This window comes from Aliiroseovarius sp. S253, from assembly GCF_049800855.1.
Taxonomy (GTDB): domain Bacteria; phylum Pseudomonadota; class Alphaproteobacteria; order Rhodobacterales; family Rhodobacteraceae; genus Aliiroseovarius.
On sequence record NZ_JBNAFW010000001.1, the window covers coordinates 1,528,495 to 1,553,841 of the forward strand.

Annotated in this window: 24 protein-coding genes; 19 read left to right on the top strand and 5 right to left on the bottom strand. The window is 59.1% G+C overall.

The window, feature by feature from the left end; genetic code table 11:
• Positions 1-30 precede the first annotated feature (30 nt).
• The 6 genes from ACP15F_RS07415 to ACP15F_RS07440 all read left to right on the top strand — a co-directional run bounded on the left by ACP15F_RS07415 (position 31) and on the right by ACP15F_RS07440 (position 6,551).
• A complete protein-coding gene (locus ACP15F_RS07415; protein ID WP_424940176.1) occupies positions 31-657 on the top strand; it encodes a DnaJ domain-containing protein in 627 nt (208 codons plus the stop codon).
• 239 nt (positions 658-896) lie between these two features.
• A complete protein-coding gene (gene cobS / locus ACP15F_RS07420) occupies positions 897-1,883 on the top strand; it encodes a cobaltochelatase subunit CobS (protein WP_424940177.1) in 987 nt (328 codons plus the stop codon).
• Between the two features lie 4 nt (positions 1,884-1,887).
• Entirely contained in the window at positions 1,888-2,373 is a 486-nt protein-coding gene (locus tag ACP15F_RS07425) for a DUF1877 family protein (protein WP_424940178.1), read from the top strand.
• Between the two features lie 2 nt (positions 2,374-2,375).
• Positions 2,376-4,250 carry a cobaltochelatase subunit CobT gene (gene cobT, locus ACP15F_RS07430; protein WP_424940179.1) on the top strand — a complete coding sequence of 625 codons (1,875 nt, stop codon included), beginning with the start codon at positions 2,376-2,378 and terminating at the stop codon, positions 4,248-4,250.
• A 100-nt stretch (positions 4,251-4,350) separates the two neighbouring features.
• On the top strand, positions 4,351-6,147 hold the full coding sequence (locus ACP15F_RS07435; RefSeq protein WP_424940180.1) for an aminopeptidase P family protein: 1,797 nt from the start codon (positions 4,351-4,353) through the stop codon (positions 6,145-6,147).
• 62 nt (positions 6,148-6,209) lie between these two features.
• On the top strand, positions 6,210-6,551 hold the full coding sequence (locus ACP15F_RS07440) for a DUF427 domain-containing protein (RefSeq protein ID WP_424940181.1): 342 nt from the start codon (positions 6,210-6,212) through the stop codon (positions 6,549-6,551).
• Positions 6,552-6,574: 23 nt separating this feature from the next.
• Here ACP15F_RS07440 and ACP15F_RS07445 read toward each other — a convergent pair whose 3' ends face one another.
• Both ACP15F_RS07445 and ACP15F_RS07450 read right to left on the bottom strand, forming a co-directional pair.
• Positions 6,575-7,615, bottom strand: coding sequence for a Rieske 2Fe-2S domain-containing protein (locus ACP15F_RS07445; RefSeq protein ID WP_424940182.1), 1,041 nt, complete (start codon positions 7,613-7,615; stop codon positions 6,575-6,577).
• An 80-nt stretch (positions 7,616-7,695) separates the two neighbouring features.
• Complete coding sequence (locus ACP15F_RS07450; RefSeq protein WP_424940183.1) at positions 7,696-8,820, bottom strand: anhydro-N-acetylmuramic acid kinase; 1,125 nt, start codon at positions 8,818-8,820, stop codon at positions 7,696-7,698.
• Between the two features lie 76 nt (positions 8,821-8,896).
• Here ACP15F_RS07450 and tyrS point away from each other — a divergent pair, with 76 nt between their 5' ends.
• From tyrS to ACP15F_RS07475, 5 genes are all read left to right on the top strand, one after another.
• Positions 8,897-10,153 (top strand): tyrosine--tRNA ligase, encoded by a 1,257-nt coding sequence (tyrS, locus tag ACP15F_RS07455; protein WP_424940184.1) that lies wholly within the window; start codon positions 8,897-8,899, stop codon positions 10,151-10,153.
• A 184-nt stretch (positions 10,154-10,337) separates the two neighbouring features.
• Positions 10,338-11,516, top strand: a complete 1,179-nt coding sequence (locus ACP15F_RS07460; RefSeq protein ID WP_424940185.1) for an aminotransferase — start codon at positions 10,338-10,340, stop codon at positions 11,514-11,516.
• A gap of 80 nt (positions 11,517-11,596) precedes the next feature.
• On the top strand, positions 11,597-13,438 hold the full coding sequence (locus ACP15F_RS07465) for a SurA N-terminal domain-containing protein (RefSeq protein ID WP_424940186.1): 1,842 nt from the start codon (positions 11,597-11,599) through the stop codon (positions 13,436-13,438).
• 21 nt (positions 13,439-13,459) lie between these two features.
• Positions 13,460-14,971 (top strand): anthranilate synthase component I, encoded by a 1,512-nt coding sequence (trpE, locus tag ACP15F_RS07470; protein ID WP_424940187.1) that lies wholly within the window; start codon positions 13,460-13,462, stop codon positions 14,969-14,971.
• Positions 14,972-15,045: 74 nt separating this feature from the next.
• Positions 15,046-15,840 (top strand): pyrroline-5-carboxylate reductase family protein, encoded by a 795-nt coding sequence (locus ACP15F_RS07475; protein WP_424940188.1) that lies wholly within the window; start codon positions 15,046-15,048, stop codon positions 15,838-15,840.
• Here the strand turns inward: ACP15F_RS07475 and ACP15F_RS07480 are convergent.
• From ACP15F_RS07480 to ACP15F_RS07490, 3 genes are all read right to left on the bottom strand, one after another.
• Entirely contained in the window at positions 15,833-16,810 is a 978-nt protein-coding gene (locus ACP15F_RS07480; RefSeq protein WP_424940189.1) for a DUF3179 domain-containing protein, read from the bottom strand. The genes ACP15F_RS07475 and ACP15F_RS07480 overlap by 8 nt on opposite strands.
• A gap of 93 nt (positions 16,811-16,903) precedes the next feature.
• The gene (locus tag ACP15F_RS07485; protein ID WP_424940190.1) at positions 16,904-17,545 is read right to left on the bottom strand and encodes a peptidylprolyl isomerase; all 642 of its coding nucleotides are present in this window, start codon (positions 17,543-17,545) and stop codon (positions 16,904-16,906) included.
• The gene (locus ACP15F_RS07490; protein WP_424940191.1) at positions 17,538-18,038 is read right to left on the bottom strand and encodes a peptidylprolyl isomerase; all 501 of its coding nucleotides are present in this window, start codon (positions 18,036-18,038) and stop codon (positions 17,538-17,540) included. Before ACP15F_RS07490 ends, ACP15F_RS07485 begins: the two co-directional genes overlap by 8 nt.
• 152 nt (positions 18,039-18,190) lie before the next feature.
• Here ACP15F_RS07490 and ACP15F_RS07495 point away from each other — a divergent pair, with 152 nt between their 5' ends.
• From ACP15F_RS07495 to ACP15F_RS07530, 8 genes are all read left to right on the top strand, one after another.
• The gene (locus tag ACP15F_RS07495; RefSeq protein ID WP_424940192.1) at positions 18,191-19,378 is read left to right on the top strand and encodes a phosphoglycerate kinase; all 1,188 of its coding nucleotides are present in this window, start codon (positions 18,191-18,193) and stop codon (positions 19,376-19,378) included.
• A gap of 191 nt (positions 19,379-19,569) precedes the next feature.
• Positions 19,570-19,695, top strand: coding sequence for a hypothetical protein (locus ACP15F_RS07500; protein WP_424940193.1), 126 nt, complete (start codon positions 19,570-19,572; stop codon positions 19,693-19,695).
• On the top strand, positions 19,692-19,862 hold the full coding sequence (gene hemP / locus ACP15F_RS07505) for a hemin uptake protein HemP (protein WP_424940194.1): 171 nt from the start codon (positions 19,692-19,694) through the stop codon (positions 19,860-19,862). Before ACP15F_RS07500 ends, hemP begins: the two co-directional genes overlap by 4 nt.
• A gap of 223 nt (positions 19,863-20,085) precedes the next feature.
• Entirely contained in the window at positions 20,086-20,979 is an 894-nt protein-coding gene (locus tag ACP15F_RS07510; protein WP_424940195.1) for a fructose bisphosphate aldolase, read from the top strand.
• Between the two features lie 183 nt (positions 20,980-21,162).
• Positions 21,163-21,465 carry an FtsB family cell division protein gene (locus ACP15F_RS07515; protein ID WP_424940196.1) on the top strand — a complete coding sequence of 101 codons (303 nt, stop codon included), beginning with the start codon at positions 21,163-21,165 and terminating at the stop codon, positions 21,463-21,465.
• A gap of 176 nt (positions 21,466-21,641) precedes the next feature.
• Complete coding sequence (gene pdhA, locus ACP15F_RS07520; RefSeq protein WP_424940197.1) at positions 21,642-22,643, top strand: pyruvate dehydrogenase (acetyl-transferring) E1 component subunit alpha; 1,002 nt, start codon at positions 21,642-21,644, stop codon at positions 22,641-22,643.
• 21 nt (positions 22,644-22,664) lie between these two features.
• Complete coding sequence (locus tag ACP15F_RS07525; RefSeq protein WP_424940198.1) at positions 22,665-24,029, top strand: pyruvate dehydrogenase complex E1 component subunit beta; 1,365 nt, start codon at positions 22,665-22,667, stop codon at positions 24,027-24,029.
• Positions 24,030-24,041: 12 nt separating this feature from the next.
• Positions 24,042-25,343: a pyruvate dehydrogenase complex dihydrolipoamide acetyltransferase gene (locus ACP15F_RS07530; protein WP_424940199.1), complete on the top strand. Its 1,302-nt coding sequence runs from the start codon at positions 24,042-24,044 to the stop codon at positions 25,341-25,343.
• Positions 25,344-25,347 lie beyond the last annotated feature (4 nt).

The following is a 25,347-nucleotide window of genomic DNA, read 5'->3' on the forward strand; positions in this document are numbered from 1 at the left end:
TCGGGTCCGAGTCGAAAAGAGAAGATTACGATGCCCAACGACGATCCTTTTGGTTTTGACATGTCGGTCTCTGCGGCCAAGAAACGCAATCCGCGCGGTAAACGCGGGATGTCAGGTGCGTTCGAGACCTCGAAACGTGTATGTGAACATGACGGCTGTAACGAGGCCGGTCAGTACCGCGCGCCCCGCTCGCCCGATCACTTGGACGAGTTCAAGTGGTTCTGTAAGGACCACGTGCGCGAGTATAACCTGAAGTGGAATTTCTTCGACGGATCAACCGAAGAAGAAATGAACGAGCAGATGGACAAGGACCGCGTCTGGGAACGCGAGACCAAGCCGATGGGCACCAAGGACGAACAGCGCGCTTGGGCGCGTCTGGGCGTGGACGACCCGCATCAGGTTCTGGGCGCCAACGCGACCCAAAACCCCGGCAAGTCAATCACCGGCACTCGCAAACTGCCCCCCACGGAACGTCGCGCCATCGACATTCTGGAAGCCAAGGATCACTGGACCAAGGCCGAGATCCGCAAGTCTTACAAGAAGCTGATCAAGGTGCTGCACCCGGACATGAATGGTGGGGATCGTTCGCAGGAAGATCAGCTGCAAGAAGTTCGCTGGGCTTGGGACCAGATCAAGGAAAGCCGCAGCTTTAAATAAGGCCAAAAGGGCGTTGCCAGTCACGTCTCGCACACCGCAGGGGCGACCAAAGTCTAGCTTGCGCGGGATCTTTTTTGACCAAATGGTCAGACCAGACACGCAACGTCATTAGGGCCAGCTTTGCCCGGCGTCACCTTTTCCCCGTGCTTCCCCTTGCACGCGTGAACTTCATGGGGCATCACGGACCAAACAACGTGCAATACGCGCGCAATGTGGCGCGTGATAGAAGGATCCTCCTCATGGCAGATGGCAACCTGGATTTGAACGCGAAACCGACCGAGGACATCTCGGTTCGTGAGGTTTTCGGCATCGACAGCGACATGATGGTCAAAGGCTTTGCCGAGCGCACCAGCCGCGTGCCCGAAGTCGACAGCACCTATAAGTTTGATCCGGACACCACACTGGCCATTTTGGCGGGCTTCTCGCACAACCGCCGGGTGATGGTTCAGGGCTATCACGGCACGGGAAAATCGACTCATATCGAACAGGTTGCGGCCCGTCTGAACTGGCCCGCCGTGCGTGTGAACCTCGACAGTCACATCAGCCGGATTGACCTGATCGGTAAGGACGCGATCAAGCTGAAAGACGGCATGCAGGTCACCGAGTTCCAGGAAGGCATCCTACCGTGGGCGCTGCGCAATCCGACCGCGATTGTGTTCGATGAATACGATGCAGGCCGTGCTGACGTGATGTTCGTCATCCAGCGTGTGTTGGAGCATGACGGCAAGCTGACCCTGCTGGACCAGAACGAGGTTATCACCCCTCACCCGTCCTTCCGCCTGTTTGCCACCGCGAACACCGTGGGTCTGGGCGACACGACGGGGCTGTATCACGGCGTGCAGCAGATCAACCAAGCGCAGATGGACCGCTGGTCGCTGGTCGCCACGCTGAACTATCTAAGCCACGATGCGGAAACCAACATTGTGCTGGCGAAAAACCCGTTCTTGAACACCGAAAGCGGTCGCCAAACCGTCAGCCAGATGGTCACCGTCGCGGACTTGACCCGCACGGCGTTTATGAATGGCGATCTGTCCACGGTGATGAGCCCGCGGACCGTGATCAACTGGGCGCAAAACGCGTCGATCTTCCGCTCGGTCGGCTATGCCTTCCGCCTGTCCTTCCTGAACAAATGCGACGAGCTGGAGCGCCAGATCGTGGCCGAGTTCTATCAGCGCTGCTTCGACGAGGAACTGCCGGAGAGCGCGGTGAGCATGAGCTTGGGGTAAGCTAATGAGCATGTCTCTGACAATGCGCCGATTTGACCCCGATCTTGTGACGGGGCTCTCAAATGATGACGCGGTTAGGTTTGCACTGAATTTGCCAACTGAGAACGCTCCGATGGCAGAAGAAAGCATAGACTTTTTTCAGGCCTGGCACGTTGTGCATTTTTTAGCTTCTGGCTCCGATTGGGATGACACACTTCCTGCAGGGTTTATGATAGGCGGAGACTATTGGGCGCAGGCTCATCCAGAAGAGGAACCGTTTCGGTTGCTAGATGCGGGTAACGTTAAACTTGCAAACCAACATTTACACGATCTCTCTGATGAACTTGTAAATGAGCGACTTGCTCAACTGGCCTCGGATGAATCTGAAATTTATGGAAGCCCGATCCCGGCAGAGGCACATGATTTGGTGATAAGTGCTTTTGAAGAGATCCGTGCGTTTTTCAGCAAAGCCGCTGCAAATGGCCAAGCTGTATCTAAAGCTATGTGTTGACCATGAAAAAACCCACCGACAACCCTGCTGATCCGTTCAAGAAAGCGCTGGCTGAGGCGACGAAGACGCTTGCCGACGAGCCAGAGCTGTCGGTCAGCTTTACGGTGGACCCCTCGGGCGTCAGCCGCGACGCGATGCGCCTGCCTCAGGTCACGCGCCGGATGACCAAGGACGAAGTCTTGTTGGCCCGTGGTACGGCGGATGCCTATGCCATGAAGCTGCGCTATCACGACGATGCCATGCACGCGAAGTACGCCCCTGCCGGCAACATGGCGCGTGACATCTATGAAGCGATGGAGACCGCGCGGTGCGAGGCGCTGGGGGCCCGCGACATGCCGGGTACGGCGGGCAATATCGATGCCAAAATCGAGCACGAAGCTGACCGCGCGGGCTATGACCAGATCACCGCCGCCGCCGACGCCCCCCTGCCCGTTGCGGCCGGATATCTGATGCGTCATCTGGCAACTGGCCGCGATCTTCCACCGGGCGCTGACAACGTGATGGGCCTGTGGCGTGACTTCATCGAAGCGCAATGTGGCGAACATCTGGACGACCTGACAGGCGCGCTGGAAGACCAGCAACAGTTCTCGCGGTTTGCACGGCAGATCATCGAAGATCTGGGCTATGGCGACCAACTGGGCGATGACCCGGATGGCGAAGACGACGAAAACGAAGACGAAGCGCAGCCCGAAGACGACGAGGCGCAGGACGATCCGAACTCGGAACAATCCCCGGATGACGAGGAAGCCGAGGCTGATCCCGAACGCGCGCAAGACGAGCAGATGGACCCCTCTGAGGCACAGGTCACCATTGATGACATGGCCGAGGATGAGGTGGGCGAAGAGGCCGAGATGCCCGATGCGGATGCGCCGCTTGAGCCACCGACGCCTCAGCCCGCATCGGATGCGGACCCGGACTATTTGGTTTTCCACAACGAGCATGACGAAGAGGTCATGGCCGAAGATTTGGCGGAACCCGCCGAGCTGGAACGACTGCGCGCCTATCTGGACCAGCAGCTTGAGCCCCTGAAGGGCGCCGTGTCACGTCTGGCCAACAAGTTGCAGCGGCGTCTGCAGGCGCAGCAAAACCGCTCGTGGTTGTTTGATCTGGAAGAAGGCATTCTGGACGCTGGCCGTCTGGCACGTGTGATTGCAAACCCGACCACCCCCCTGTCCTTCAAGCAGGAAAAAGACACCGAATTCCGCGATACGGTTGTGACGCTTTTGCTCGACAACTCGGGCTCCATGCGTGGACGTCCGATCTCGATCGCCGCGATCTGTGCCGACGTGCTGTCGCGCACACTGGAACGCTGTCAGGTAAAGGTCGAGGTGTTGGGCTTCACCACCCGCGCATGGAAAGGCGGGCTTGCACGTGAGAAGTGGCTGGCCGACGGCCGTCCGCAACAGCCCGGTCGTCTGAACGATCTGCGCCACATCATCTATAAACAGGCCGATGCCCCCATGCGCCGCACGCGGGATAATCTGGGCCTGATGATGAAAGAGGGGCTGCTGAAGGAAAACATCGACGGCGAGGCGTTGGAATGGGCGCACCGCCGGATCGTGGCCCGTCCGGAACAGCGCAAAATCCTGATGGTGATTTCGGACGGAGCGCCTGTGGACGATTCAACTTTGTCCGTTAACCCCGCGAACTATCTGGAAAAACACCTGCGTGATGTGATCGACATGGTCGAGAAACGCAAGCAGGTCGAGCTTCTGGCAATCGGGATTGGCCATGACGTGACGCGCTATTACGACCGCGCCGTAACAATCACGGATGTGGAACAGTTGGCCGGTGCCATGACCGAACAGCTGGCCGCACTCTTTGACAATGATCCGCGTGCCCGTGCGCGCGTGATGGGGATCAAGAAAGCCATCTAACCCCCTTTTCACCGCGCCCGTTTCGCGGCATGTTGCGCCCAACACGCGCCCGCCTTTCGCGGGCGTGTCTTGTTTTCGCCACCCGACTTCGGAGACAGAAATGTTCCAAACCTTCACCACCACCGCCGATCCCAGCAAAGGGGCTGCCCGATTGGAGCGTCTGCGTCGCGCTATGGGAATGAAGGGGCTGGACGGTTTCTTTGTGCCGCGCGCGGATGCACATCAGGGCGAATATGTTGCCGCCTGCGACGCGCGGCTTGCGTGGCTGACAGGGTTCACGGGCTCGGCCGGGTTCTGCATTGCGTTGAAGGATGTGGCCGGGATTTTCGTCGACGGGCGCTATCGCGTGCAGGTGCGCGAACAGGCAGATATGGCCGCGTACACCCCTGTCGATTGGCCCGAGGTGCAGCCGGGCGACTGGCTGAAGGAACAGATATCAGGCAAGGCGCGTATCGGATTTGACCCGTGGCTGCACACAAAGTCCGAGATCGAGAAGATCGAGAAAGCGCTGGAAGGCACAGGGGTAACGCTGGTACCCACAGACAATCTGGTCGACCAGATTTGGGATGACCGCCCCGCCGCGCCGAATGGAAAGATCGTCGAGCAGCCCCTTGATTTTGCGGGACAATCCAGCACTGCGAAACGTGGAGAACTGGCGGACGAACTGCTGGCCAAAGGTCAAAAAGCCTGCGCCATCACCTTGTCTGACAGCATCGCGTGGCTTTTGAACATCCGTGGCGATGACATCCCCTGCATTCCGGTGGTGCAAGGCTTTGCGATCCTTGGCGACGATGCCTCGGTCCAGTTTTTTGCCACCGAAGGCCGCACGGTTGAGGCCCGCTTTGACGTCGATGTGTCCCTGCATCCGATCCGTGACTTTCAAAAGGCTTTGACCCGGCTGGATGGACCAGTGCGTGTCGACCGTGCCTCGGCACCCTTTGCAGTCTGGCAGATCCTGACCGAGGCCGGGATCAAGATCGATTGGGCAGACGACCCCGCAATCCTGCCCAAGGCTCAGAAAAACCCGACCGAGCTGAAAGGCGCACGCGCCGCGCATTTGCGCGATGCCGCCGCCGTGGTGGAGTTCTTGGCGTGGTTTGATGCCGCTGACAAAACCAGCCTGACCGAGATTGATCTGGTCAAACAACTAGAGGAGAAACGGCGCGCCACCAATGCGCTGATGGATATCTCGTTCGAGACTATCGCGGGCGCCGGTCCCAATGGCGCGATTATGCATTACCGCGTGACCGAAGATACTAACCGCCCTTTGGAAGATGGCAATCTGGTGGTTCTGGACAGTGGTGGGCAGTATCGCGATGGCACCACCGACATTACGCGCGTCCTGCGTGTGGGTGAGATCGGTGAAGACGAAAAACGCTGCTTTACCCGTGTGTTGCAGGGAATGATCGCCCTATCGCGCACCTATTTCCCGAAGGGACGCACGGGGCGTGATCTGGACCCAATCGCACGATATCCGCTTTGGGCTGCGCATCAGGATTTTAATCACGGCACTGGGCATGGCGTTGGGGCCTACCTTTCTGTGCATGAAGGGCCGCAGCGGTTCTCGCCCATCTCGGAAATCGAGCTTCTGCCCGGAATGATCCTGTCTAACGAGCCGGGCTACTATCGCAACGGAGCCTTCGGCATTCGGTTGGAAAACCTCGTGGTCGTGCAGAAAGCGCCCGTGCCGGCGGGTGGTGACAGTGATCGCGAGATGCTGAACCTAGAAACGCTCACCTATGTGCCTCTCGACACTTCGCTGATCGTGCTCGAGATGCTGTCGGGCGAAGAACGCACATGGCTGAACGCCTATCACGCCAAAACGCTGGACCTGTTGTCCGATCAAGTGTCTGACGCTGCGTTGATCTGGCTCAGCAAAGCATGCGCGCCAATTTGACACGCGATTTTTACACGAGATCTGTTAGTGTGCCGCAAAATCTAACCAGAAAAAGAAGAACCATGGCTGACAACACCATCATTCGCGCCGCTGAAGGCAAATGGACCGTTCGCGCCGGCGGGGCCGTGATCGGGGAAAGCCGTGATGCGCTTGAGGTCCGTGAAGGTGATCTGCCGCCGGTGATCTATTTCCCGCGCGCCGATATTGCGATGGCGTTTCTAGACAACAGCGCCACCGTCACAACCTGCCCTTACAAGGGCGAAGCAAAGCACTTCTCGATCCAGACGAAATCGACCGTGATCGAGGATGCGGCGTGGTCCTATGACGCCCCGGTCGAAGATCTTGAACAGATCAAGGGCCATGTGGCGTTCTATGCCGACAAGGCCACCGTCGCGCGCACCTGAGCCGCCCTGACAAAGGGCTGGGGTTAGCCCTCCAGCTCTTTGTCGACCGCAGCTTCTTCATTGATCATCGCTTGCAGCTGACGGCGGAACCTAAGCGGCCCTCCGTCAATCGGCAGATCAATATGGGGCGAGGTTTTCTGGTCCATGCCGATTTGCACCTCGTGCAGTACCGCCCGGTCTTCCTCAAAGGCTTTGCGGACATCTTCGCTCATCATCTTGCTTAGCTCTGCGTCATTCGGGCGAATATTGCGCAGTTGGAACCAGTAATACCGCGTGGTCTTTTCGGTCGTGGGTGTCATGAAGTTGAAGCTGTCCATGATGAACATATCGTCATGCAACGGCCCTTCGACGCCCCCCGTACCTGCCGGTGTAAACACCGCGCGAATAATCGCGTGACTGGGATAGCGCACCTCGTAATGCTGCAGCCGGTCGCAGTTGCCCTCGAAGGGTACGATCTTGGCATAGAACGGCGCAGGCTCTACATCCATCATCCAGCGATGCACGATGACACCATCATCCGTTTTCGTCACCCGCAAAGGCGTGTCCTTGGTGGCAGCCTGCGCGAACGATCCTTCATGCACCCACGCCACATGGGTCGGGTCCAGAAGGTTGTCGGTCATATAGAGATAGTTGCACCCCAGCTCCATCGCGGCGCCGCGGTTGATGCCCCAATCGGGGTTGCCATAGTTCTCGATCTCGAAGATCTCGTCGGGGTCCGCAATGGCTGGATTGCCCATCCAGACCCAAACCAGCCCGTATTTCTCGTGTACGGGATAGGCGCGCAGCTTGGCAGCAGACGGAATGCGGCCCGTACCCGGAGCCCAGACACATTGCCCGGCACAATCGAAGGTCAGCCCGTGATAGCCACATTCAATATTGTCGCCTTTCACGCGCCCTTTTGACAGAGGCAGCTTGCGGTGCGGACAGGCATCTTCAAGCGCAATCACCTCGCCATCCTGAGTTCGATAGAGGCAAATCTTTTCACTCAGGACAACAACTTGACTGGGGTCGCGGGTCACTTCGTGATCCCATGCCGCCACGTACCATGCATTTTTCAGAAACATGTCGTCCCCCTGCCCTTGTGCCTGTGTTCCGTCCATCCTCTATGCCGTCTAATCTGACAACACGCCAGTGCAACCTGACGTTACGACAATGGGTAAGACACCTTCCCACCGCCAACCGGGAATGCAACGCCTGTCGTGCTGGGGGCCGAGGTCGGAAGCCCGCGCGCCACGCGCACCGCCAGATAAGCAAAGGCCTGCGCTTCCAGCATGTCGCCGTCCAATCCGGTATCGTCAATATCCTGAACCGGCACAGACAGACGCGCAGACAGTTCCTGCATCAAAGCGGCGTTCTTGCGCCCCCCGCCTGTGACCAACAGCGCGGTCGGGGGGCTTGGGCAGTGGCGCATACCCTGAGCGACGGCTTCGGCCGCACAGGCGGCCAGCGTGCGCACCGCGTCAGTATCCGGCAGATCCGCTACGGATGTCAGCAGATCAGGAAACGCATCACGGTCGAGCGACTTGGGCGGCTGGCGGGTAAAATAGGGATGCTCAAGAAACGCCTGCACAATCCCGGCATCCACAGTGCCGGACAGCGCCAGCGCTCCACCCAGATCCAACGCGAGCCCACGGCGCACCTGCATCAAATCATTGATCGGTGCGTTCGCAGGGCCGGTGTCGAAGGCAAGACAAGCGTCTGGGGCTTCAGGCGCGTCGATGCGCGGGTCGACCCATGTGACATTTCCCACGCCCCCAAGGTTCAGAAAGGCGATCGGGGCATCTGCCCCAATGAAGCGCGCGCAGGCGTGGTGGAAGAACGGCGCCAGTGGGGCGCCCTCTCCCCCTTGGGCCACGTCTTCGCTGCGAAAATCCCAGACGACGGGAACCGCCAGCACATCTGCCAGCACTTGTCCGTCCCCCGCTTGGTGCGTGCGGGCATTGGCCGGGTCATGGGCCAGCGTTTGCCCGTGATACCCAAGAAGATCTGCGGCATTGTCCGCCAGCAGCGTCTGAGCCAACGCAATATGCGCAGCCTCACCCACTCGGGCGGCATTCTTCACATCCGGCCCGTCCGGCCACTGTCCGAGCGCCGCGCGCAATTCTGCGCGGTGACCGTCAGAGTAGTCCTTATAGGCGCTTGGCCCGAAGGCATAAACACGTGTTCCATCCGTCTGGACCAGCGCCGCATCCACGCCGTCAAGCGAGGTGCCGGACATCATCCCGATCGCCCAAATCGCCTTGTTCTCTGATCCAATCACATCAGCCATCGCCAACACGCTCTTTCCCTTTTCGCGGCCCCCGTCTATACGGAAGGCCAATGCAGACAGGATGGACCGAAATACGATGACCTACCACCCAAAATCCGACTTCATGCGTGTGATGATCGAGCGCGGCTTTCTGGCCGATTGCACCGATTATCAGGGGCTGGACGAAGCTTTGGTTGAAGGTGTCGTTCCGGCCTATATTGGCTTTGACGCCACGGCGAAATCGCTGCACGTTGGCTCGCTGATCCAGATCATGATGCTGCGCTGGTTGCAGAAAACCGGCCACCAGCCGATCACCCTGATGGGCGGCGGCACGACCAAAGTGGGCGATCCGTCCTTCCGCGCCGATGAACGCCCCCTGCTGACGCCCGATCAGATCGATGACAACATCGCAGGCATCAAGAAGGTGTTTGCAAGCTACATCGATTATGACAGCGACGGCTCGAACAAAGCGCTGATGCTGAACAATGCCGAGTGGCTGGACGACCTGAATTACCTCGATTTCCTGCGTGACATCGGGCGGCATTTCTCGGTCAACCGGATGCTGTCCTTTGAAAGCGTGAAATCGCGGCTGGACCGCGAGCAGAGCCTGAGCTTCCTCGAATTCAACTACATGATCCTTCAGGCCTATGACTTCCTTGAGCTGAACCGTCGCTATGGCTGTTTGCTTCAAATGGGCGGCTCGGACCAGTGGGGCAACATCGTAAACGGGATCGACCTGACCCGCCGCGTGTTGGACAGCCAGATTTTCGGGCTGACCTCGCCGCTTCTGACGACTTCGGACGGCAAGAAGATGGGCAAGTCGCTGAACGGAGCGATTTGGCTGAACGCCGACATGCTGTCGCCTTACGAGTTTTGGCAGTTCTGGCGCAACACCACCGACGCGGATGTGGGGCGGTTCCTGAAGCTTTACACCGAGCTTCCGGTTGAGGAATGTGACCGGTTGGGTGCGCTGGAAGGTCAGGCGATCAATGACGCGAAAATCGTGTTGGCCAATGAAGTGACCAAGCTGGCCCATGGGGCCGAGGCCGCAGCCGCTGCCGAAGCCACTGCGCGTGAAGTGTTTGAAAAGGGCGGCACGGGCGACGACCTGCCCACTGTGACACTGTCGGCCGCAGATCTGGGCGACGGGATCTCGATCATTCAGCTGTTCGTGAAGGCAGGTCTGGTGAAATCGGGCAAGGAAGCCAAACGCCTGATCGCTGAGAACGGTGCCAAGGTGAATGACGAAGCCTTGACTGAAACTGGCCGGATGATCAGCGCGGATGAATTGGCTGAACCGATGAAGCTGTCGGCAGGCAAGAAGCGTCACGCGCTGGTGGTATTGGAAGGCTGATCTAGCTCTTCGGCTGTTGGTGGCTCACTTCGGGAGCCTGAGGGGCTTTGCCCCTCGGCCCCTCGAAATCGAGTGACCTCACCCCAGGATATTTCCGGCAAGAAAATGAGGGGCGCTGACACGGATTGTCGCGCCCCTTTGTCGTTGATAGGGTCCGTTAGAGATATTGCGCACGAGGCCTGACATGCTGCTTAACCCCAACCTTGCCAACACGTTTTCGCCCCCGGTGATGGAGGCGCGGCGCTGGTTGGAAGGCAAGAGCTTTTCGCCCGAACAGCCATTGATCAATGTCAGTCAGGCCGCTCCTGTTGATCCGCCCCCAGAAGCCATGCGCGAGGCGATGGCGGATGCAGTTTTGCGCCTACCTGAAACCCATCTTTATGGGCCGGTACTTGGTCTGCCTGCGCTGCGGGATGAGCTGGCTTATAACATTAACCGTCACTATGACGCGAATGTCTCGTCTCAGAATGTGGCAATCACCTCGGGCTGCAATCAGGCGTTTGCGGCGTCGGTCGCCACTTTGGCCGTGCCGGGAGATGAGGTTATTCTGCCAACCCCATGGTATTTCAACCATAAAATGTGGCTCGATATGGGTGGGATCACTGCTGTGCCGCTGGCCACAGGGGACGACTTGTTGCCTGATCCCGGAAAAGCAGCGGCATTGATCACGCCGCGCACACGCGCGATTGCGCTGGTGACGCCGAACAACCCAACCGGGGTGGAGTACCCAGCCGAACTGGTGGCGGCGTTCCGCGACCTTGCGCGCAAGCATGGCATTGCGTTGATCATTGACGAAACCTATCGCGATTTTCACAGCCAGGACGGGGCGCCGCATGACCTGTTCTCTGATCCCGACTGGGACGACACAGTCATTCAGCTTTACAGTTTCTCGAAATCCTACCGTCTGACTGGCCACCGGGTCGGGTCGGTGCTGACCTCGCCTGACCGCTTGGCCGAGATCGAGAAGTTCTTGGATACTGTGACCATCTGCCCTGCGCAATTGGGACAGCACGCGGCCCTTTGGGGGCTGCGCAACTTGGATGAATGGTTGGCCGGAGAACGCCGTGAAATTCTGGCGCGTGCGCAGGCCATGCGCGATGGATTTGCACCACTGAATGAGCGCGGTTGGAAACTAATGGGTTGTGGCGCGTATTTTGCGTACCTGCAGCACCCTTTCGAGATGCGATCAGACCAACTGGCACAGGCTTTGGTCGATCAGGCCAGTCTTCTGGCCCTGCCCGGCACGATGTTCACACCTGAGGGTGACAAAAGCGGAGCACAGCAGATGCGCGTGGCCTTTGCCAACATCGATGCGGCGGGCATTCAGACCGCTCTGAACCGGCTGGCAGCATTTCAACCTTAATCACGCGTGCAGGGCGGCTTGGCATTCCGCCATGAACCGCCTACAAACCCGATAACAGTCTGATGAAAAGGAAAGCGTCCATGGCGACTGGCAAGGCTTCTCGTACCTTCGGTTGGATCCTGATGGGTCTGGTGATGGTGGGACTCGTAGGGTTCGGATCAACGAATTTCGGCGGCTCGGCCCGGTCGATTGGGACGGTGGGTGACACCGAGATCGACGCGCGTCGTTACTCGCGCGAGCTTCAATCCGAACTGAATGCGTTCGAGGCGCAAACCGGTCAACGCCTGACCATGCAGCAAGCACAGGCTTTCGGTGTGGATCAGCAGGTGCTGGCGCGGGTTATTGCCGCCGTCGCTTTGGAAGATGAAACAGCGCGCCTTGGAATTTCGGTCGGTGATGATCAGCTGCGCGCGCGCATCGTCGACATCCCTGCCTTTGCTGGCGTGGATGGAAAATTCAACCGCGAGAGCTATCGCTTTGCTTTAGAGCAGTCGGGGCTGAGCGCATCCGAATTCGAGCAGACCCTGCGCGCTGAAGTGAGCCGCCAAATCCTGCAAGCCGCAGTGAGGAACGGTATTACCGCGGACGATACCTATGTAGATACGCTTTACAGCTTTGCGCGCGAGGCGCGGAACTTCACATGGGCCAAATTACCATTGTCGCGGCTGACCACCGCCCTGCCCGAGCCAACCGAGGGTGATCTGACAGCATATTACGATGCGAACCCAGCGGCTTTCACTCTGGCCGAGACCAAGAAGATTACCTATGCGTGGCTGGACCCGCAGTCTCTTGTCAGCGAAATCGCGGTGGACGAGGCGCAAATCAAGGCGCTGTATGACGAGCGCGCCGAACAATACAACCAGCCTGAACGCCGTTTGGTCGAACGTCTGGTTCTTGGGACCGAAGAAGAGGCGCAGGCCACTTTCGATGCGATTGCTGCCGGCGAGACCAGCTTTGAAGACATGGTTGGTGAACGCCAGTTGGAGCTGTCCGATATTGACTTAGGCGACGTCAGCAAGACCGAGCTTGGGGCTGCAGGGGATGCGGTCTTTGCACTGCAAGAGCCGGGAATTGTTGGCCCGCTTCCGACGGACCTGGGCCCGGCCCTTTTCCGCGTAAATGCCATCCTTTCGGCACAGAACACTCCGTTCGAAGACGTACGTGATGACCTGAATGCCGAGTTGGCCTCGGACACTGCCCGCCGCCGTGTAGGCGACATGGTTGCTGAACTAGATGACCTGATGGCCGGTGGGGCAACATTGGAAGAGATCAGCGAAAGCCACAATATGGCACTGGCACAGATCAACTGGACCGCCGATACCTCGGACGGGATTGCCGCCTATGAAGCCTTCCGCGACGCCGCCGCAACCGCTGTTGACGGGGACTTCCCGGAAATCACACTGATGTCGGATGGCGGTGTTTTTGCCCTGCGCGTGGATGCGCTGGAGCCGTCGCGCGTAAAGGAACAAAGCGAGGTTACGGAGGCTGTTCTGGTCGGTTGGCAGGCCGAGAAGCGACTGGAATTGCTGGCTGAAGAGGCACGCGGGTTGATCCCGTCGCTAGAAGGCGGTGAAAGCCTTGCTTCCCTGGGACTGACCGAAGTGGTCGAAGAAGGCCAAGAGCGTGATGCTTTTGTAGAGGGTACGCCGCCCGCTTTCTTGACCGAAGTGTTCTTGATGGAAGCTGGCGATTGGCAGGTTGTGCCATCGGTTGACGGTGTGATCCTTGTGCGCCTGGACGCTATTGAGGCTGTAGACCAAGACAGCGATGAAGCCTCTGCCATCAAGGCCAACTTCGCCGCACAAACCGCACAGGAAATCGCCATCGACATCGAAAGCGCCTTTTCGCGTGCAGTTGAAAACAAAGCGGGGATCGAGCTGAACCGCCCGATGATCAACGCCGTGAACGCGCAGTTCCAGTAACCTCCGACCGGGAAAACATCCATGGCCCTTACGCCCTCGTTTGAAGAGTTCGAAGCCGGCTGGAATGCTGGCAAAAACCAAGTGGTCTATACGCGGTTGGCCGCTGACTTGGACACGCCGGTCAGCCTGATGCTGAAACTGACAGAAGCGCGGCGTGACAGCTTCATGTTGGAAAGCGTTACCGGCGGTGAAGTGCGAGGACGCTATTCGATCGTTGGCATGAAGCCTGACCTGATCTGGCAATGTCGAGGCGAGCGCGCGCGCGTGAACCGCATGGCGCGTTTTGATGCCGACGCATTCGAGGATATGCCGGGCAACCCGCTGGACGCATTCCGCTCTGTTCTGGCTGAAAGCGAAATTGATCTGCCCGACGACCTGCCTCAGGCCTCTGCCGGTCTGTTTGGCTATCTGGGCTATGACATGATCCGGCTGGTCGAACATCTGCCCGATGTGAACCCTGACCCACTGGGCGTACCTGATGCGGTGATGATGCGCCCATCCGTCGTGGCGGTTCTGGACGGGGTGAAGGGCGATGTGACGCTGGTGTCACCTGCTTTCGTCAGCTCGGGCCTGACCGCCAAGGCGGCCTATGCACAGGCGGCCGAACGGGTGATGGATGCCCTACGTGATCTGGATCGCGGCACTGCCGGCGAGACACGCGATCTGGGCGAAGCACAAGAGCTTGGCCCGTTGGTGTCCAATTTCTCCAAGCCCGATTATCTGGCCGCGGTCGAGAAAGCCAAGGAATACATCCGCGCGGGCGACATTTTTCAGGTAGTTCCTAGCCAGCGCTGGACCCAAAACTTCCCGCTGCCGCCCTTTGCACTTTACCGCAGCCTGCGGCGCACCAACCCCTCGCCTTTCATGTTCTATTTCAACTTCGGCGGCTTCCAGGTTGTGGGCGCGAGCCCCGAAATCCTGGTCCGGGTCTTTGATGGCGAGGTCACGATCCGCCCCATCGCCGGCACCCGTCCGCGTGGCAAAACACCTGAGGAAGACAAGGCGCTGGAGGCCGATCTTCTGGCCGACCAGAAAGAGCTGGCCGAGCATCTGATGCTTCTGGATCTGGGACGCAACGATACGGGTAAGGTCTCGAAAATCGGAACGGTGCGTCCGACCGAAGAGTTCATCATCGAACGCTACAGCCATGTGATGCATATCGTGTCGAACGTGGTGGGTGAGCTGGCCGATGATCAGGACGCGCTGTCCGCCTTCATGGCGGGTATGCCTGCCGGTACGGTATCCGGCGCACCGAAGGTCCGCGCGATGGAAATCATCGACGAGTTGGAGCCGGAAAAACGCGGAGTCTATGGCGGCGGCTTGGGCTATTTCAGCGCGGGCGGCGACATGGATATGTGTATCGCGCTTCGCACTGCCGTGGTGAAGGACGAGAAGCTTTATATTCAGGCCGGTGGCGGGGTCGTTTACGACAGCGATGCTGAAGCAGAGTATGAGGAAACCGTGAACAAGTCCAAAGCCATCCGGCGTGCGGCTGAAGATGCGGCCATGTTCACCCGGCGCGGCAATCGGTAAGGGGTCAGGGGCTTTGCCCCTCGGCCTTCGGCCTCACCCCAGGATATTTTTGGTAAGAAAATAAAGGGGCGGCGATGCTTGGCGACATGGTTTTAGGCGTGATCGGTGGCAGCGGGCAATTGGGCTGCGCGATCATTCAAGGTCTGGTGGCCGCAAAGGCGGTTCCGGCCTCGCAAATACTAATATCGAACCGAAGCGGTGTTCGAAGTGATCTTCCCGATGCAGTGCGTTTGGTGGCAGATCTCGATGAGATGGTCGCAAGCTGCGACGTTATCCTGCTGTCCATCCCTCCTGCCAACGCGTCTAAGCTGCGCATGAAGACCGACGGCAAGCCTGTACTGTCGGTCATGGCTGGAGTGACATTGCAGCAGTTAACTGAGATCGCAGGACATAACCGTGTGATCCGCGCAATGTCGAGCCCGGCAGCGGCAGGGCGGCTGGCCTATACCCCTTACATGCTTGGGAACGGAGCGCAGGACGACGACGCGCTTGCTGAAGGATTATTCGGATCGGTTGGGAAAACAGAACGACTAAACGAGGAAGCACAGTTGGATGTGTTCACCGCGATTACAGGCCCAGTGCCCGGATTCGTGGCGCTATTTGCAGATGCGATGGTCCGATTTGCCAAAGACCAGGGTGTGGACAGAGACGTGGCTGTGCGTGCAGTGCGCCAGCTTTTCTTGGCGGCAGGGCATGAGATGGGTGACAATGGTGTGTCCCCTGCTCAGCAGGTTCAGGAAATGATCGATTATGCTGGCACCACAGCGGCAGGGCTGGAAGCGATGAAGGCTGCAGGGATCGAGGGTGTGGTTGCGGAAGGGCTGCTTGCTGCGGTCGAAAAAGCGCAGCGGATTTCCAAGGTCACCTAGCCCCCTGCATCCATTCTCCATCCGGCCAGAATGCATGGAAGGCGAAGGCAAAGAGCACATCGTGGGGCACATCCCTGCCCTGTGCGTCCCGTACGCGGATCGTGCCAACGTCGCGCCCTTTTGAGATCTGCGCCGTGTCCAGTGCCGACGCCTGCCCCGAGGTCCAACTGATGGTCACGCCTGCCTCGCAGATCTCGCCTTCTTTCGACAGGCGTGCGACGGGCCATGCACGGTCACCCACGCGCACGACGCGGGCCAAGGCGGGAACGCCGTGGGGTGGTTGTTCCCCGGTGAAGAACCCATAGGGCCGGTTGCGGCTGTCATAACCCGCATAGGGGTTGCGACCATAGGATCGGTTGGCGCGGGGTTGGTCCATGACCAGACCGTCAGGGTTGCGGCGGGCGAACTCGGCCCAGCTTTCCATCCACGCGGGCAGTTGTTTCAACTGGGTGCCCGTGTGCTTGCCAACGATCCCCTGCCCCAACGCCTGTTGCCACCAGCTTTCCGTCTGGTGATCATACATCACCATGTCAGAGTTGCGCAGCTTACCCGTCACACCGAAGCTCAGCTCTTTCCCACCGACCCGGCGGTCAAACACCATGCCGGAATTGCAGAGCGGGCAGAAGGTGACAGCAACGGGCACGCCGCCGACGGTGTCATTCACGATCTCATGCCACGTCAGATAGCGCAGCGGGTAGGCGCGCGGGGTGGCGCCCTTGATCTCGACCGTCAGGACGGGTTCGCGGGGGCCGATGCGGGTCTCGCTGCTGACTTTGCGAAAGGCGGGATCACTGAGTGCTGGGATACCATCGCGCCCCGGACCGCCTGACAGGATCTCACTCCACCCGCCAATGTCAGATCGCGAGAAGTCGGTTTTCGGAAACTCGCGTTCCCACTGGGTCGGGTTGGCGCGCACATCCTGCGCCCAAAGCCCAACGATGATCGCAAGCATGGTCATCAGAATACGCATAAGGCCGCTCCTTTTCCTGTCGGACCCAGCCTGACAGAGAAAGAAGCGGCCCCATAGCCCCCCTCACGAGGGTTTGAGCATTCGTGCGCGGGGTTATTCCACCACGCGCATCGAGGTCATGACGTCGGGCTTGCCCAGAACAGCGCCGTTCGGACCCTTGCCAAGTTTGATCGCCTGAACGACATCAAAACCATCCGTCACATGGCCCACCACGGTGTATTTTCCATTCAGGAAATCGCCGGGTGCGAACATAATGAAGAACTGGCTATTGGCCGAGTTCGGGCTTTGCGAACGCGCCATGCCCACGGTGCCAGCCAAATAGGGCTCGTCCGTGAACTCGGCCTTCAGGTCTGGATAGGACGATCCGCCCATGCCAGCGCGACCGCCATTGCCGTTGGCTTTGCCGAACTCGACATCGCCGGTCTGCGCCATGAAGCCATCGATGACACGGTGGAAGACCACGTTGTCATAGGTGCCTTCATTGGCCAGCGTGATGATCCGCTCGACATGCTCGGGGGCCAAATCGGGACGCAAGGTGATCTCGATCACGCCATTGGCTTCGCCCGCGACGGTGATTTCCACCTTCGGGGCGTCGCCGATCACGACCGGATCAAGCTCGGGCGGGGTCGAGGGCCAGAACGTGTAGATCGCATAGCCCACAACCAAGGCCACCCCGGCCAGAAACGCCACGATGAATGTGCGTCTGTCCCGAGATGTGTAGTTGTCGTCAGACATCTGCAGCAACCTTAACCGAAACCATCATGTCCGGATCCGCAGGCGGCTCGCCACGGGTGATGGCATCGACATGTTCCATGCCCGAGGTCACACGGCCATAAACCGTGTACTGACCGTTCAGGAAGTGGTTGTCGCTGAAGTTGATGAAGAACTGGCTATTAGCCGAATTCGGGTTCTGCGAACGGGCAGCGCCCAGCGTACCGCGGTCATGCGGCAGTTTCGAGAATTCAGCCGGCAGATCCGGCAGAGACGATCCGCCGGTACCAGCGCGACGCAGGCTCATCGGGTCTTTGCCGTTGGCCACGTCGCCGGTCTGCGCCATGAAGCCGTCGATGACACGGTGGAAGACCACACCGTCATATTCGCCCGAGCGAGCCAGTTCTTTCATGCGCTCGGCATGTTTGGGGGCAACGTCAGGCAGCAGCTCGATCACCACAGTGCCGTTCTTCAGCTCCATCAAGATGGTGTTTTCGGGATCTTTATATTCGGCCATCGGGGCCTCCTTCTAAGATTATGTGTTTCGTTGGCGCCAAACTAAGCACGTGAGGGAAAAGATGGAAGGGCAAGCGGGCTCTTTTCACCCGCGCCTGTTGACCCGCGCACGCTTTTGGTGTGCAACACGCCCAACACCTGAAGGAGAGACCGATGGCCTGGAAAACACTCGACGAGATGGACCTGAACGGCAAAACCGTTTTGACCCGTGTAGACATCAACGTGCCGGTGAAAGATGGCGTGGTCACGGACGACACCCGCATCCAGCGCATCCTGCCCACCATTCGCGATATTCTAGCCGCTGGCGGCAAGCCGGTTTTGCTGGCGCATTTCGGCCGCCCCAAGGGCGAACGTGTGCCTGAGATGAGCCTGTCTGTCGTGCGCCCTGCCCTTGAGGCGGCCTTGGGAAGCCCGGTGAAGTTCGCAGAGGACTGCATCGGTGGCCCCGCGAAACAAGCGGTTGTTGCGCTTGAGGCGGGCGAGGTTCTGCTTTTGGAAAACACCCGCTATCACGCGGCTGAAACCAAAAACGATCCAGCCTTTGCGGCTGCGCTGGCCGCATTGGGCGATATCTATTGCAACGACGCGTTTTCGGCGGCGCACCGCGCGCATGGCTCGACTGAAGGGGTTGCGCGCCTTCTGCCGTCCTGCGCGGGGCGTCTGATGCAGGCCGAGCTGTCTGCACTGGAAGCAGCCCTTGGCGAGCCAGTTCGTCCGGTTGTTGCCGTTGTCGGCGGCGCCAAAGTGTCCACCAAGCTGGACCTGCTGGGCAATTTGGTCGCAAAGGTGGATCATCTGGTGATTGGTGGCGGCATGGCCAATACATTCCTTGCCGCACAAGGCATCGACGTAGGCAAGTCGTTGGCTGAGCACGACATGACCGACACCGCATCCGAGATCCTGACCAAAGCGCAGGCCGCAGGGTGCGAGATCATCTTGCCTTCGGATGTGGTTGTGGCCCGCGAATTTGCGGCGAATGCAGCCAATGACACAGTGGCCGCTGATGCCTGCCCGTCTGATGCGATGATCCTGGATGCTGGACCAGATTCGGTTGCGAAAATCGCTGATGTATTCGAGCAAGCCAACACGCTGATCTGGAACGGCCCCCTTGGCGCGTTCGAAATCGAACCCTTTGACACGGCCACCAACGCAGCGGCTCTGAAAGCCGCCGAACTGTCGGACGCTGGCGAATTGACCTCGGTTGCGGGTGGTGGTGATACGGTGGCGGCGTTGAACAAAGCCGGCGCTGCCGAACGCTTCACCTACATCTCGACTGCAGGCGGCGCATTCTTGGAGTGGATGGAAGGAAAAACCCTGCCGGGCGTTGCTGCTCTGGGCTAATCCACATCGCAAAAATCACTATATTTCAACGCCCTGCGCAGAAATGCGCGGGGCGTTTTTTCTTTCCGTGATTCCTGCTTGACTAATACCTGACTATTTTTATAGGTATTGCCTATCAGCCAGTCGCACCCGTTGCGATCAGCCGGAGACCTGAGGGGCACCCCAGCCCCACGCCATCAGGAGCGCGACACATGACTGATTTCAAATGCGGGTACGTACCCGCCCGCACCGACATTCCAAGCCCCCTCCCCTTCATCCCCGGCCTGAAAGCTTTGGCCGCTTGGATCGAGGCCGCCATAGAAGGAGACCGCCCATGACTGCCCCATTCACGAACGCCGTATTTGAAACCGCCCTGCGGTCGTCTCCGCCCGAGCATGATGCGTTGGATCTGACCCAAAGTGGCAAGACCGCTCGCATTGTTCTGAACGACATGGTCTATACCCTGACCATCACACGCGCCGGAAAACTCATCCTGACCAAGTAACCCGCACAATTGCGAACGCACCGGCGCGTGACGGCAGAGTTCCCCTTTGCCGTCCGAATTCCCTTCGCGCCCGTTGCCGAGGGGCAAGGCCCATATCCGTTTCATCCAACCTTGCCCCTCACCCGTTCTTCCCGCACATCTGTTAGCGCCAGCAGAATTGCATGCCGCCGTCCCCTCGCCTATGACGGGGTAATTCAGACCTTTATTCACACGTGGGATCGACATGCCGAACCAAGCACAAATGGACAAGATCAAAGCCGGTCAGGGCTTCATCGCAGCACTGGACCAGTCGGGCGGATCGACCCCGAAAGCTTTGCGCCTTTATGGCATCGAAGAAGACGCTTACTCGGGCGATGCCGAGATGTATGACCTGATCCATGCCATGCGCTCGCGGATTGCGCAGGCGCCTGCCTTCACCGGCGAAAAAGTCATCGGCGCGATTCTGTTCGAGATGACGATGGACCGCGAAATCGACGGCAAGCCAACCGCCACATATATGTGGGACGAACGCGGCGTGGTGCCCTTCTTGAAGGTAGACAAGGGCCTTGCAGATGAAGAGAACGGCGTGCAGGTGATGAAGCCGATGCCAGAACTGGATGCCCTGTGTGAGCGCGCTGTGAAAGCTGGCGTCTTCGGCACCAAGATGCGTTCAGTCATCAATGCAGCGAACGCCGACGGCATCAAAGCCGTCGTGGCGCAGCAGTTTGAAGTGGGCAAACAGATCATCGGGCACGGCCTAGTGCCGATCATCGAGCCCGAAGTGACGATCTCGATCGCAGACAAAGCTGCCGCGGAAGATATCCTGCTGGCGGAACTGTCAGCTGCGCTGGATGCCTTATCGGACGATCAGACCGTCATGCTGAAGCTGACCCTGCCGGAAACCGCCAACCACTACAAATCGCTGGTGGATCACCCGCGTGTGGCATCAGTCGTGGCCTTGTCAGGTGGTTATTCCCGCGAGGAAGCCAACACCCGCCTGTCGCAGAACTCCGGCATGATCGCCAGCTTCTCGCGTGCGCTGACAGAAGGCCTGTCGGCGAGCCAATCGGACGACGTGTTCAACGGCACCATCGCAGACACGATCGACAGCATCTATCAGGCCTCCATCGCTGGATAAGCCCCTGCTTTGATTGCAATTTGAAACGGCTCGCAGTTTTGCGGGCCGTTTTTCTTTAACGCCCGAAAAAACTTTCCAACCGATTCGTTTTTGGGATTCACAAGCCGAATCACCTATGGCATAGTTCCCTTGCACCACCCAAAAAGAGGTGGGCAAGAGGCAGTACATACAGGCGGGAAACCTATGGGCGCACCTCGCGCACAAACTGGAATTGGTGGAGCGATCTACTTTGTCGGGGCCGTTGGTCTTGGCTTGTACTTCACGTTTGCCAGTGTGCAGGGCGACTATGGATTATTCCGGCGCGTACAGATCGAGGCCGAGACGCAAACGCTTTTAAAAGAGCGTGATGCGCTCTCGGCTCAGATCGCTGACCTGCGTAACAGAACCAAACGTCTGTCAGACGACTTCCTTGATCTTGACCTGCTGGACGAACAAGCACGCAACGTGCTGGGTGTCGTTCGCGCGGACGAGGTCGTTTTGCGCTGATTGGCGCGAACGCTCCCCTTTAGATCCCTCAAAATCTCAAGCCTTGTGTCTAGCGCAACCCTGCCTCGCGCAAGGTTTTGCAAGTTTTTGTCGACCCATGATGGTGAAGTCTGTATAAGATAGTTTAACACTAAACTACCTTATGTAGCCAGATGACGCCAGGAGGAGGACGCCACATGGCAGCTCGGAAAAGCGCTCCGAAAAAGACCGCAAAATCAAATACATCCAAAGAAGAGCTTCTCAAATACTACCGCGAGATGCTGTTGATCCGTCGATTCGAAGAAAAGTCAGGCCAACTGTACGGCATGGGCCTGATCGGCGGGTTCTGCCACCTTTACATCGGTCAGGAAGCCGTTGTCGTTGGGCTGGAAGCCGCCGCGAAAGAAGGTGACAAGCGCCTGACCTCGTATCGCGATCACGGCCACATGCTGGCCTGTGGGATGGACCCCAAAGGCGTCATGGCCGAGCTGACGGGCCGCGAAGGCGGTTACTCGCGCGGCAAAGGCGGCTCGATGCACATGTTCTCGAAAGAGAAGCACTTCTATGGCGGGCACGGCATCGTTGGTGCTCAGGTGCCGATCGGCACTGGTCTAGCCTTCGCCGACAAGTACTTGGAAAATGGCGGCGTAACCTTCGCCTATTTTGGTGACGGTGCAGCCAACCAAGGTCAGGTCTACGAAAGCTTCAACATGGCGTCGCTGTGGCAGCTTCCGGTGATCTATGTGATCGAAAACAACCAATACGCCATGGGCACCTCGCTGCAGCGTGCCAGCTCGACCCCTGACATCTACACTCGCGGCGAAGCCTTTGGCATTCCCGGTGAAGCGGTGGATGGAATGGACGTGATGGCCGTCAAGGAAGCGGGCGAACGCGCGACCGAGCACTGCCGTTCAGGCAAAGGCCCCTACATTCTGGAAATGAAGACCTATCGCTACCGTGGTCACTCGATGTCCGATCCGGCCAAGTACCGCACCCGCGAAGAGGTTCAGAAAGTCCGCGAAGAACGTGATGCCATCGAACATGTACGCGAGCTTCTGTTGCAGGGCAAACATGCGTCCGAAGATGACCTGAAAGCCATCGATAAAGAGATCAAGGCCGTGGTGAATGACGCCGCCGAGTTCTCGAAAACCAGCCCCGAGCCTGCGCTCGAGGAGCTGTGGACCGACATTTACGCCTGATCCGGACAGAGGAGAGAAAAAATGGCTACTGAAGTATTGATGCCCGCCCTGTCCCCGACGATGGAGGAAGGCACGCTGGCCAAATGGCTGGTTAAAGAAGGTGACGAGGTCGCATCGGGCGACATCCTTGCTGAGATTGAAACCGATAAAGCGACGATGGAGTTCGAAGCCGTTGATGAGGGCATCATCGGCAAGATCCTTGTGGCTGAGGGCACGGAAGCGGTGAAGGTAAATACCCCCATCGCCGTGCTGATCGAAGAAGGCGAAAGCGCGGATGATGTGGCTTCGGCCCCTGCCCCGGCGGCTGAAGCCCCTGCCGCGGCAGCGCCGGCAGCCGCTCCGGTCGCAGCGCAGCCCGTCGTTTCGGAAGATCTGTCCGACCCGGAAATTCCGGAAGGCACCGAAATGCGCTCGACCACCGTGCGCGAAGCATTGCGCGACGCGATGGCCGAGGAAATGCGTTCGGACGACACTGTTTTCCTGATGGGGGAAGAGGTCGCGGAATACCAAGGCGCCTATAAGGTCAGCCAAGGTCTGCTGGACGAATTTGGCGCCAAGCGCGTGATCGACACGCCCATCACCGAACACGGCTTTGCCGGTTTGGCGACAGGTGCGGCTTTTGGCGGTCTGAAACCGATTGTCGAATTCATGACCTTCAACTTCGCCATGCAGGCGATTGACCACATCATCAACACCGCTGCCAAGACCCGCTATATGTCGGGTGGCCAGATGTCCTGCCCCATCGTTTTCCGCGGCCCGAACGGTGCAGCGGCCCGCGTAGGCGCGCAACACTCGCAGGACTACGCCGCCTGGTATGCACAGATCCCCGGTCTTTATGTGGCGATGCCGTACTCGGCAGCCGACGCAAAAGGCCTGATGAAGACAGCGATCCGCGAACAGAACCCCGTAGTGTTCCTGGAAAACGAGCTGCTCTACGGTCAAAGCTTCGAAGTACCTGTGATGGACGACTATGCCATTCCCTTCGGCAAGGCGCGCATCTGGCGTGAAGGCTCAGACGTGACCATCGTCAGTTTCGGCATCGGCATGAAATACGCTTTGGAAGCCGCGGATAAGCTGGCCGAAGACGGTATCTCGGCCGAGGTGATCGACCTGCGCACCCTGCGCCCCATCGACTATGACACGGTGATCCGCTCGGTCCAGAAGACCAACCGTTGCATCACGGTGGAAGAAGGCTGGCCGGTGGCGTCTATCGGCAACCACATCACCGCCCAGATCATGGAACGCGCCTTCGATTACCTCGACGCGCCAGTGATCAACCTGACGGGCAAGGATGTTCCGATGCCCTATGCGGCGAACCTTGAAAAGCTGGCGCTTGTGACCACCGCCGAGGTGGTTGAGGCCGCCAAAGCTGTGACCTATCGTTAAGGAGAGAGAGACATGGCAACCGAAATTCTCATGCCCGCCCTGTCCCCCACGATGGAGGAAGGCACGCTGGCAAAATGGCTGGTCAAAGAAGGTGACGAGGTCGCATCGGGCGATCTGCTCGCTGAAATCGAAACGGACAAGGCGACGATGGAGTTCGAAGCCGTTGATGAAGGTATCATCGGCAAGATCCTTGTGGCTGAAGGCACCGAGGCGGTGAAGGTAAACACCGCCATCGCGATCTTGTTGGAAGAGGGCGAAAGCGCTGACGACATCGCCGCCAGCGCACCCGCAGCGCCTGCTGCTGCCGCAGCCGAGGCCGCCCCTGCGGCGGTTGAGGCAACGGCACCTGCCGCTGCTGCACCGGCGGCCGCTGCGCCGCAAGCTGCTGATGGCACACGCATTTTCGCCTCGCCCCTCGCCCGTCGTATCGCAGCGGATAAGGGTCTGGATCTGACGCAGATCTCTGGGTCGGGCCCGAAAGGTCGGATCGTGAAGGCGGATGTAGAGAATGCCACCGCGGCTCCGAAAGCGGCCCCTGCGGCGGCTTCTGCTGCGGCCCCTGCGGCGGCTGCAGCACCCACTGGCCCGTCGGCCGATATGGTGGCTGCGATGTATCAGGACCGCGAGTACGAGGAAATCACCCTCGACGGGATGCGCAAGACGATTGCGGCGCGTCTGTCCGAAGCTAAGCAAACCATCCCGCATTTCTATTTGCGGCGTGACATCAAGTTGGACGCTCTTCTGGCCTTCCGTAGCCAGTTGAACAAACAGCTGGAAGCCCGTGGTGTGAAACTGTCGGTCAATGACTTCATCATCAAAGCTGTCGCCAACGCGCTGCAAGCCGTGCCGGAAGCCAACGCCGTCTGGGCGGGCGACCGTGTGCTGCAGATGAAGGCCTCGGACGTGGCGGTTGCCGTCGCGATCGAGGGCGGTCTGTTTACTCCTGTCCTGCAGGATGCCGATCAGAAGTCTCTGTCGAGCCTGTCGGCCCAGATGAAAGATCTGGCGTCGCGTGCACGCGAGCGCAAGCTGGCCCCGACCGAGTATCAGGGCGGCAGCTTTGCGATCTCGAACTTGGGCATGTTTGGCATCGACAATTTCGACGCCATCGTGAACCCGCCGCATGCGGGCATCTTGGCGGTCGGCGCAGGTGTGAAAAAGCCTGTTGTGGGCGAAAACGGTGAACTGACCACCGCCACAGTGATGAGCGTCACCATGTCGGTCGATCACCGCGTGATTGACGGCGCCGTGGGGGCGAACCTGCTGCAGGCAATTGTCGACAATCTGGAAAACCCGCTGACAATGCTGGCATAAGAAT

What these genes read in the sequence shown, in the direction of transcription:
- ACP15F_RS07525 (WP_424940198.1), top strand. Translation starts at nt 22,665, where the DNA reads ATGGCTACTGAAGTATTGATGCCCGCCCTGTCCCCGACGATGGAGGAA.
- ACP15F_RS07445 (WP_424940182.1), bottom strand. Translation starts at nt 7,615, where the DNA reads ATGTTTCTGAAAAATGCATGGTACGTGGCGGCATGGGATCACGAAGTG.
- ACP15F_RS07425 (WP_424940178.1), top strand. Translation starts at nt 1,888, where the DNA reads ATGAGCATGTCTCTGACAATGCGCCGATTTGACCCCGATCTTGTGACG.
- ACP15F_RS07475 (WP_424940188.1), top strand. Translation starts at nt 15,046, where the DNA reads ATGCTTGGCGACATGGTTTTAGGCGTGATCGGTGGCAGCGGGCAATTG.
- ACP15F_RS07490 (WP_424940191.1), bottom strand. Translation starts at nt 18,038, where the DNA reads ATGGCCGAATATAAAGATCCCGAAAACACCATCTTGATGGAGCTGAAG.
- cobT (WP_424940179.1), top strand. Translation starts at nt 2,376, where the DNA reads ATGAAAAAACCCACCGACAACCCTGCTGATCCGTTCAAGAAAGCGCTG.
- ACP15F_RS07530 (WP_424940199.1), top strand. Translation starts at nt 24,042, where the DNA reads ATGGCAACCGAAATTCTCATGCCCGCCCTGTCCCCCACGATGGAGGAA.
- tyrS (WP_424940184.1), top strand. Translation starts at nt 8,897, where the DNA reads ATGACCTACCACCCAAAATCCGACTTCATGCGTGTGATGATCGAGCGC.
- ACP15F_RS07510 (WP_424940195.1), top strand. Translation starts at nt 20,086, where the DNA reads ATGCCGAACCAAGCACAAATGGACAAGATCAAAGCCGGTCAGGGCTTC.
- cobS (WP_424940177.1), top strand. Translation starts at nt 897, where the DNA reads ATGGCAGATGGCAACCTGGATTTGAACGCGAAACCGACCGAGGACATC.
- ACP15F_RS07480 (WP_424940189.1), bottom strand. Translation starts at nt 16,810, where the DNA reads ATGCGTATTCTGATGACCATGCTTGCGATCATCGTTGGGCTTTGGGCG.
- pdhA (WP_424940197.1), top strand. Translation starts at nt 21,642, where the DNA reads ATGGCAGCTCGGAAAAGCGCTCCGAAAAAGACCGCAAAATCAAATACA.
- ACP15F_RS07485 (WP_424940190.1), bottom strand. Translation starts at nt 17,545, where the DNA reads ATGTCTGACGACAACTACACATCTCGGGACAGACGCACATTCATCGTG.
- ACP15F_RS07450 (WP_424940183.1), bottom strand. Translation starts at nt 8,820, where the DNA reads ATGGCTGATGTGATTGGATCAGAGAACAAGGCGATTTGGGCGATCGGG.
- ACP15F_RS07440 (WP_424940181.1), top strand. Translation starts at nt 6,210, where the DNA reads ATGGCTGACAACACCATCATTCGCGCCGCTGAAGGCAAATGGACCGTT.
- ACP15F_RS07495 (WP_424940192.1), top strand. Translation starts at nt 18,191, where the DNA reads ATGGCCTGGAAAACACTCGACGAGATGGACCTGAACGGCAAAACCGTT.
- ACP15F_RS07435 (WP_424940180.1), top strand. Translation starts at nt 4,351, where the DNA reads ATGTTCCAAACCTTCACCACCACCGCCGATCCCAGCAAAGGGGCTGCC.
- ACP15F_RS07460 (WP_424940185.1), top strand. Translation starts at nt 10,338, where the DNA reads ATGCTGCTTAACCCCAACCTTGCCAACACGTTTTCGCCCCCGGTGATG.
- ACP15F_RS07515 (WP_424940196.1), top strand. Translation starts at nt 21,163, where the DNA reads ATGGGCGCACCTCGCGCACAAACTGGAATTGGTGGAGCGATCTACTTT.
- hemP (WP_424940194.1), top strand. Translation starts at nt 19,692, where the DNA reads ATGACTGCCCCATTCACGAACGCCGTATTTGAAACCGCCCTGCGGTCG.
- ACP15F_RS07500 (WP_424940193.1), top strand. Translation starts at nt 19,570, where the DNA reads ATGACTGATTTCAAATGCGGGTACGTACCCGCCCGCACCGACATTCCA.
- trpE (WP_424940187.1), top strand. Translation starts at nt 13,460, where the DNA reads ATGGCCCTTACGCCCTCGTTTGAAGAGTTCGAAGCCGGCTGGAATGCT.
- ACP15F_RS07415 (WP_424940176.1), top strand. Translation starts at nt 31, where the DNA reads ATGCCCAACGACGATCCTTTTGGTTTTGACATGTCGGTCTCTGCGGCC.
- ACP15F_RS07465 (WP_424940186.1), top strand. Translation starts at nt 11,597, where the DNA reads ATGGCGACTGGCAAGGCTTCTCGTACCTTCGGTTGGATCCTGATGGGT.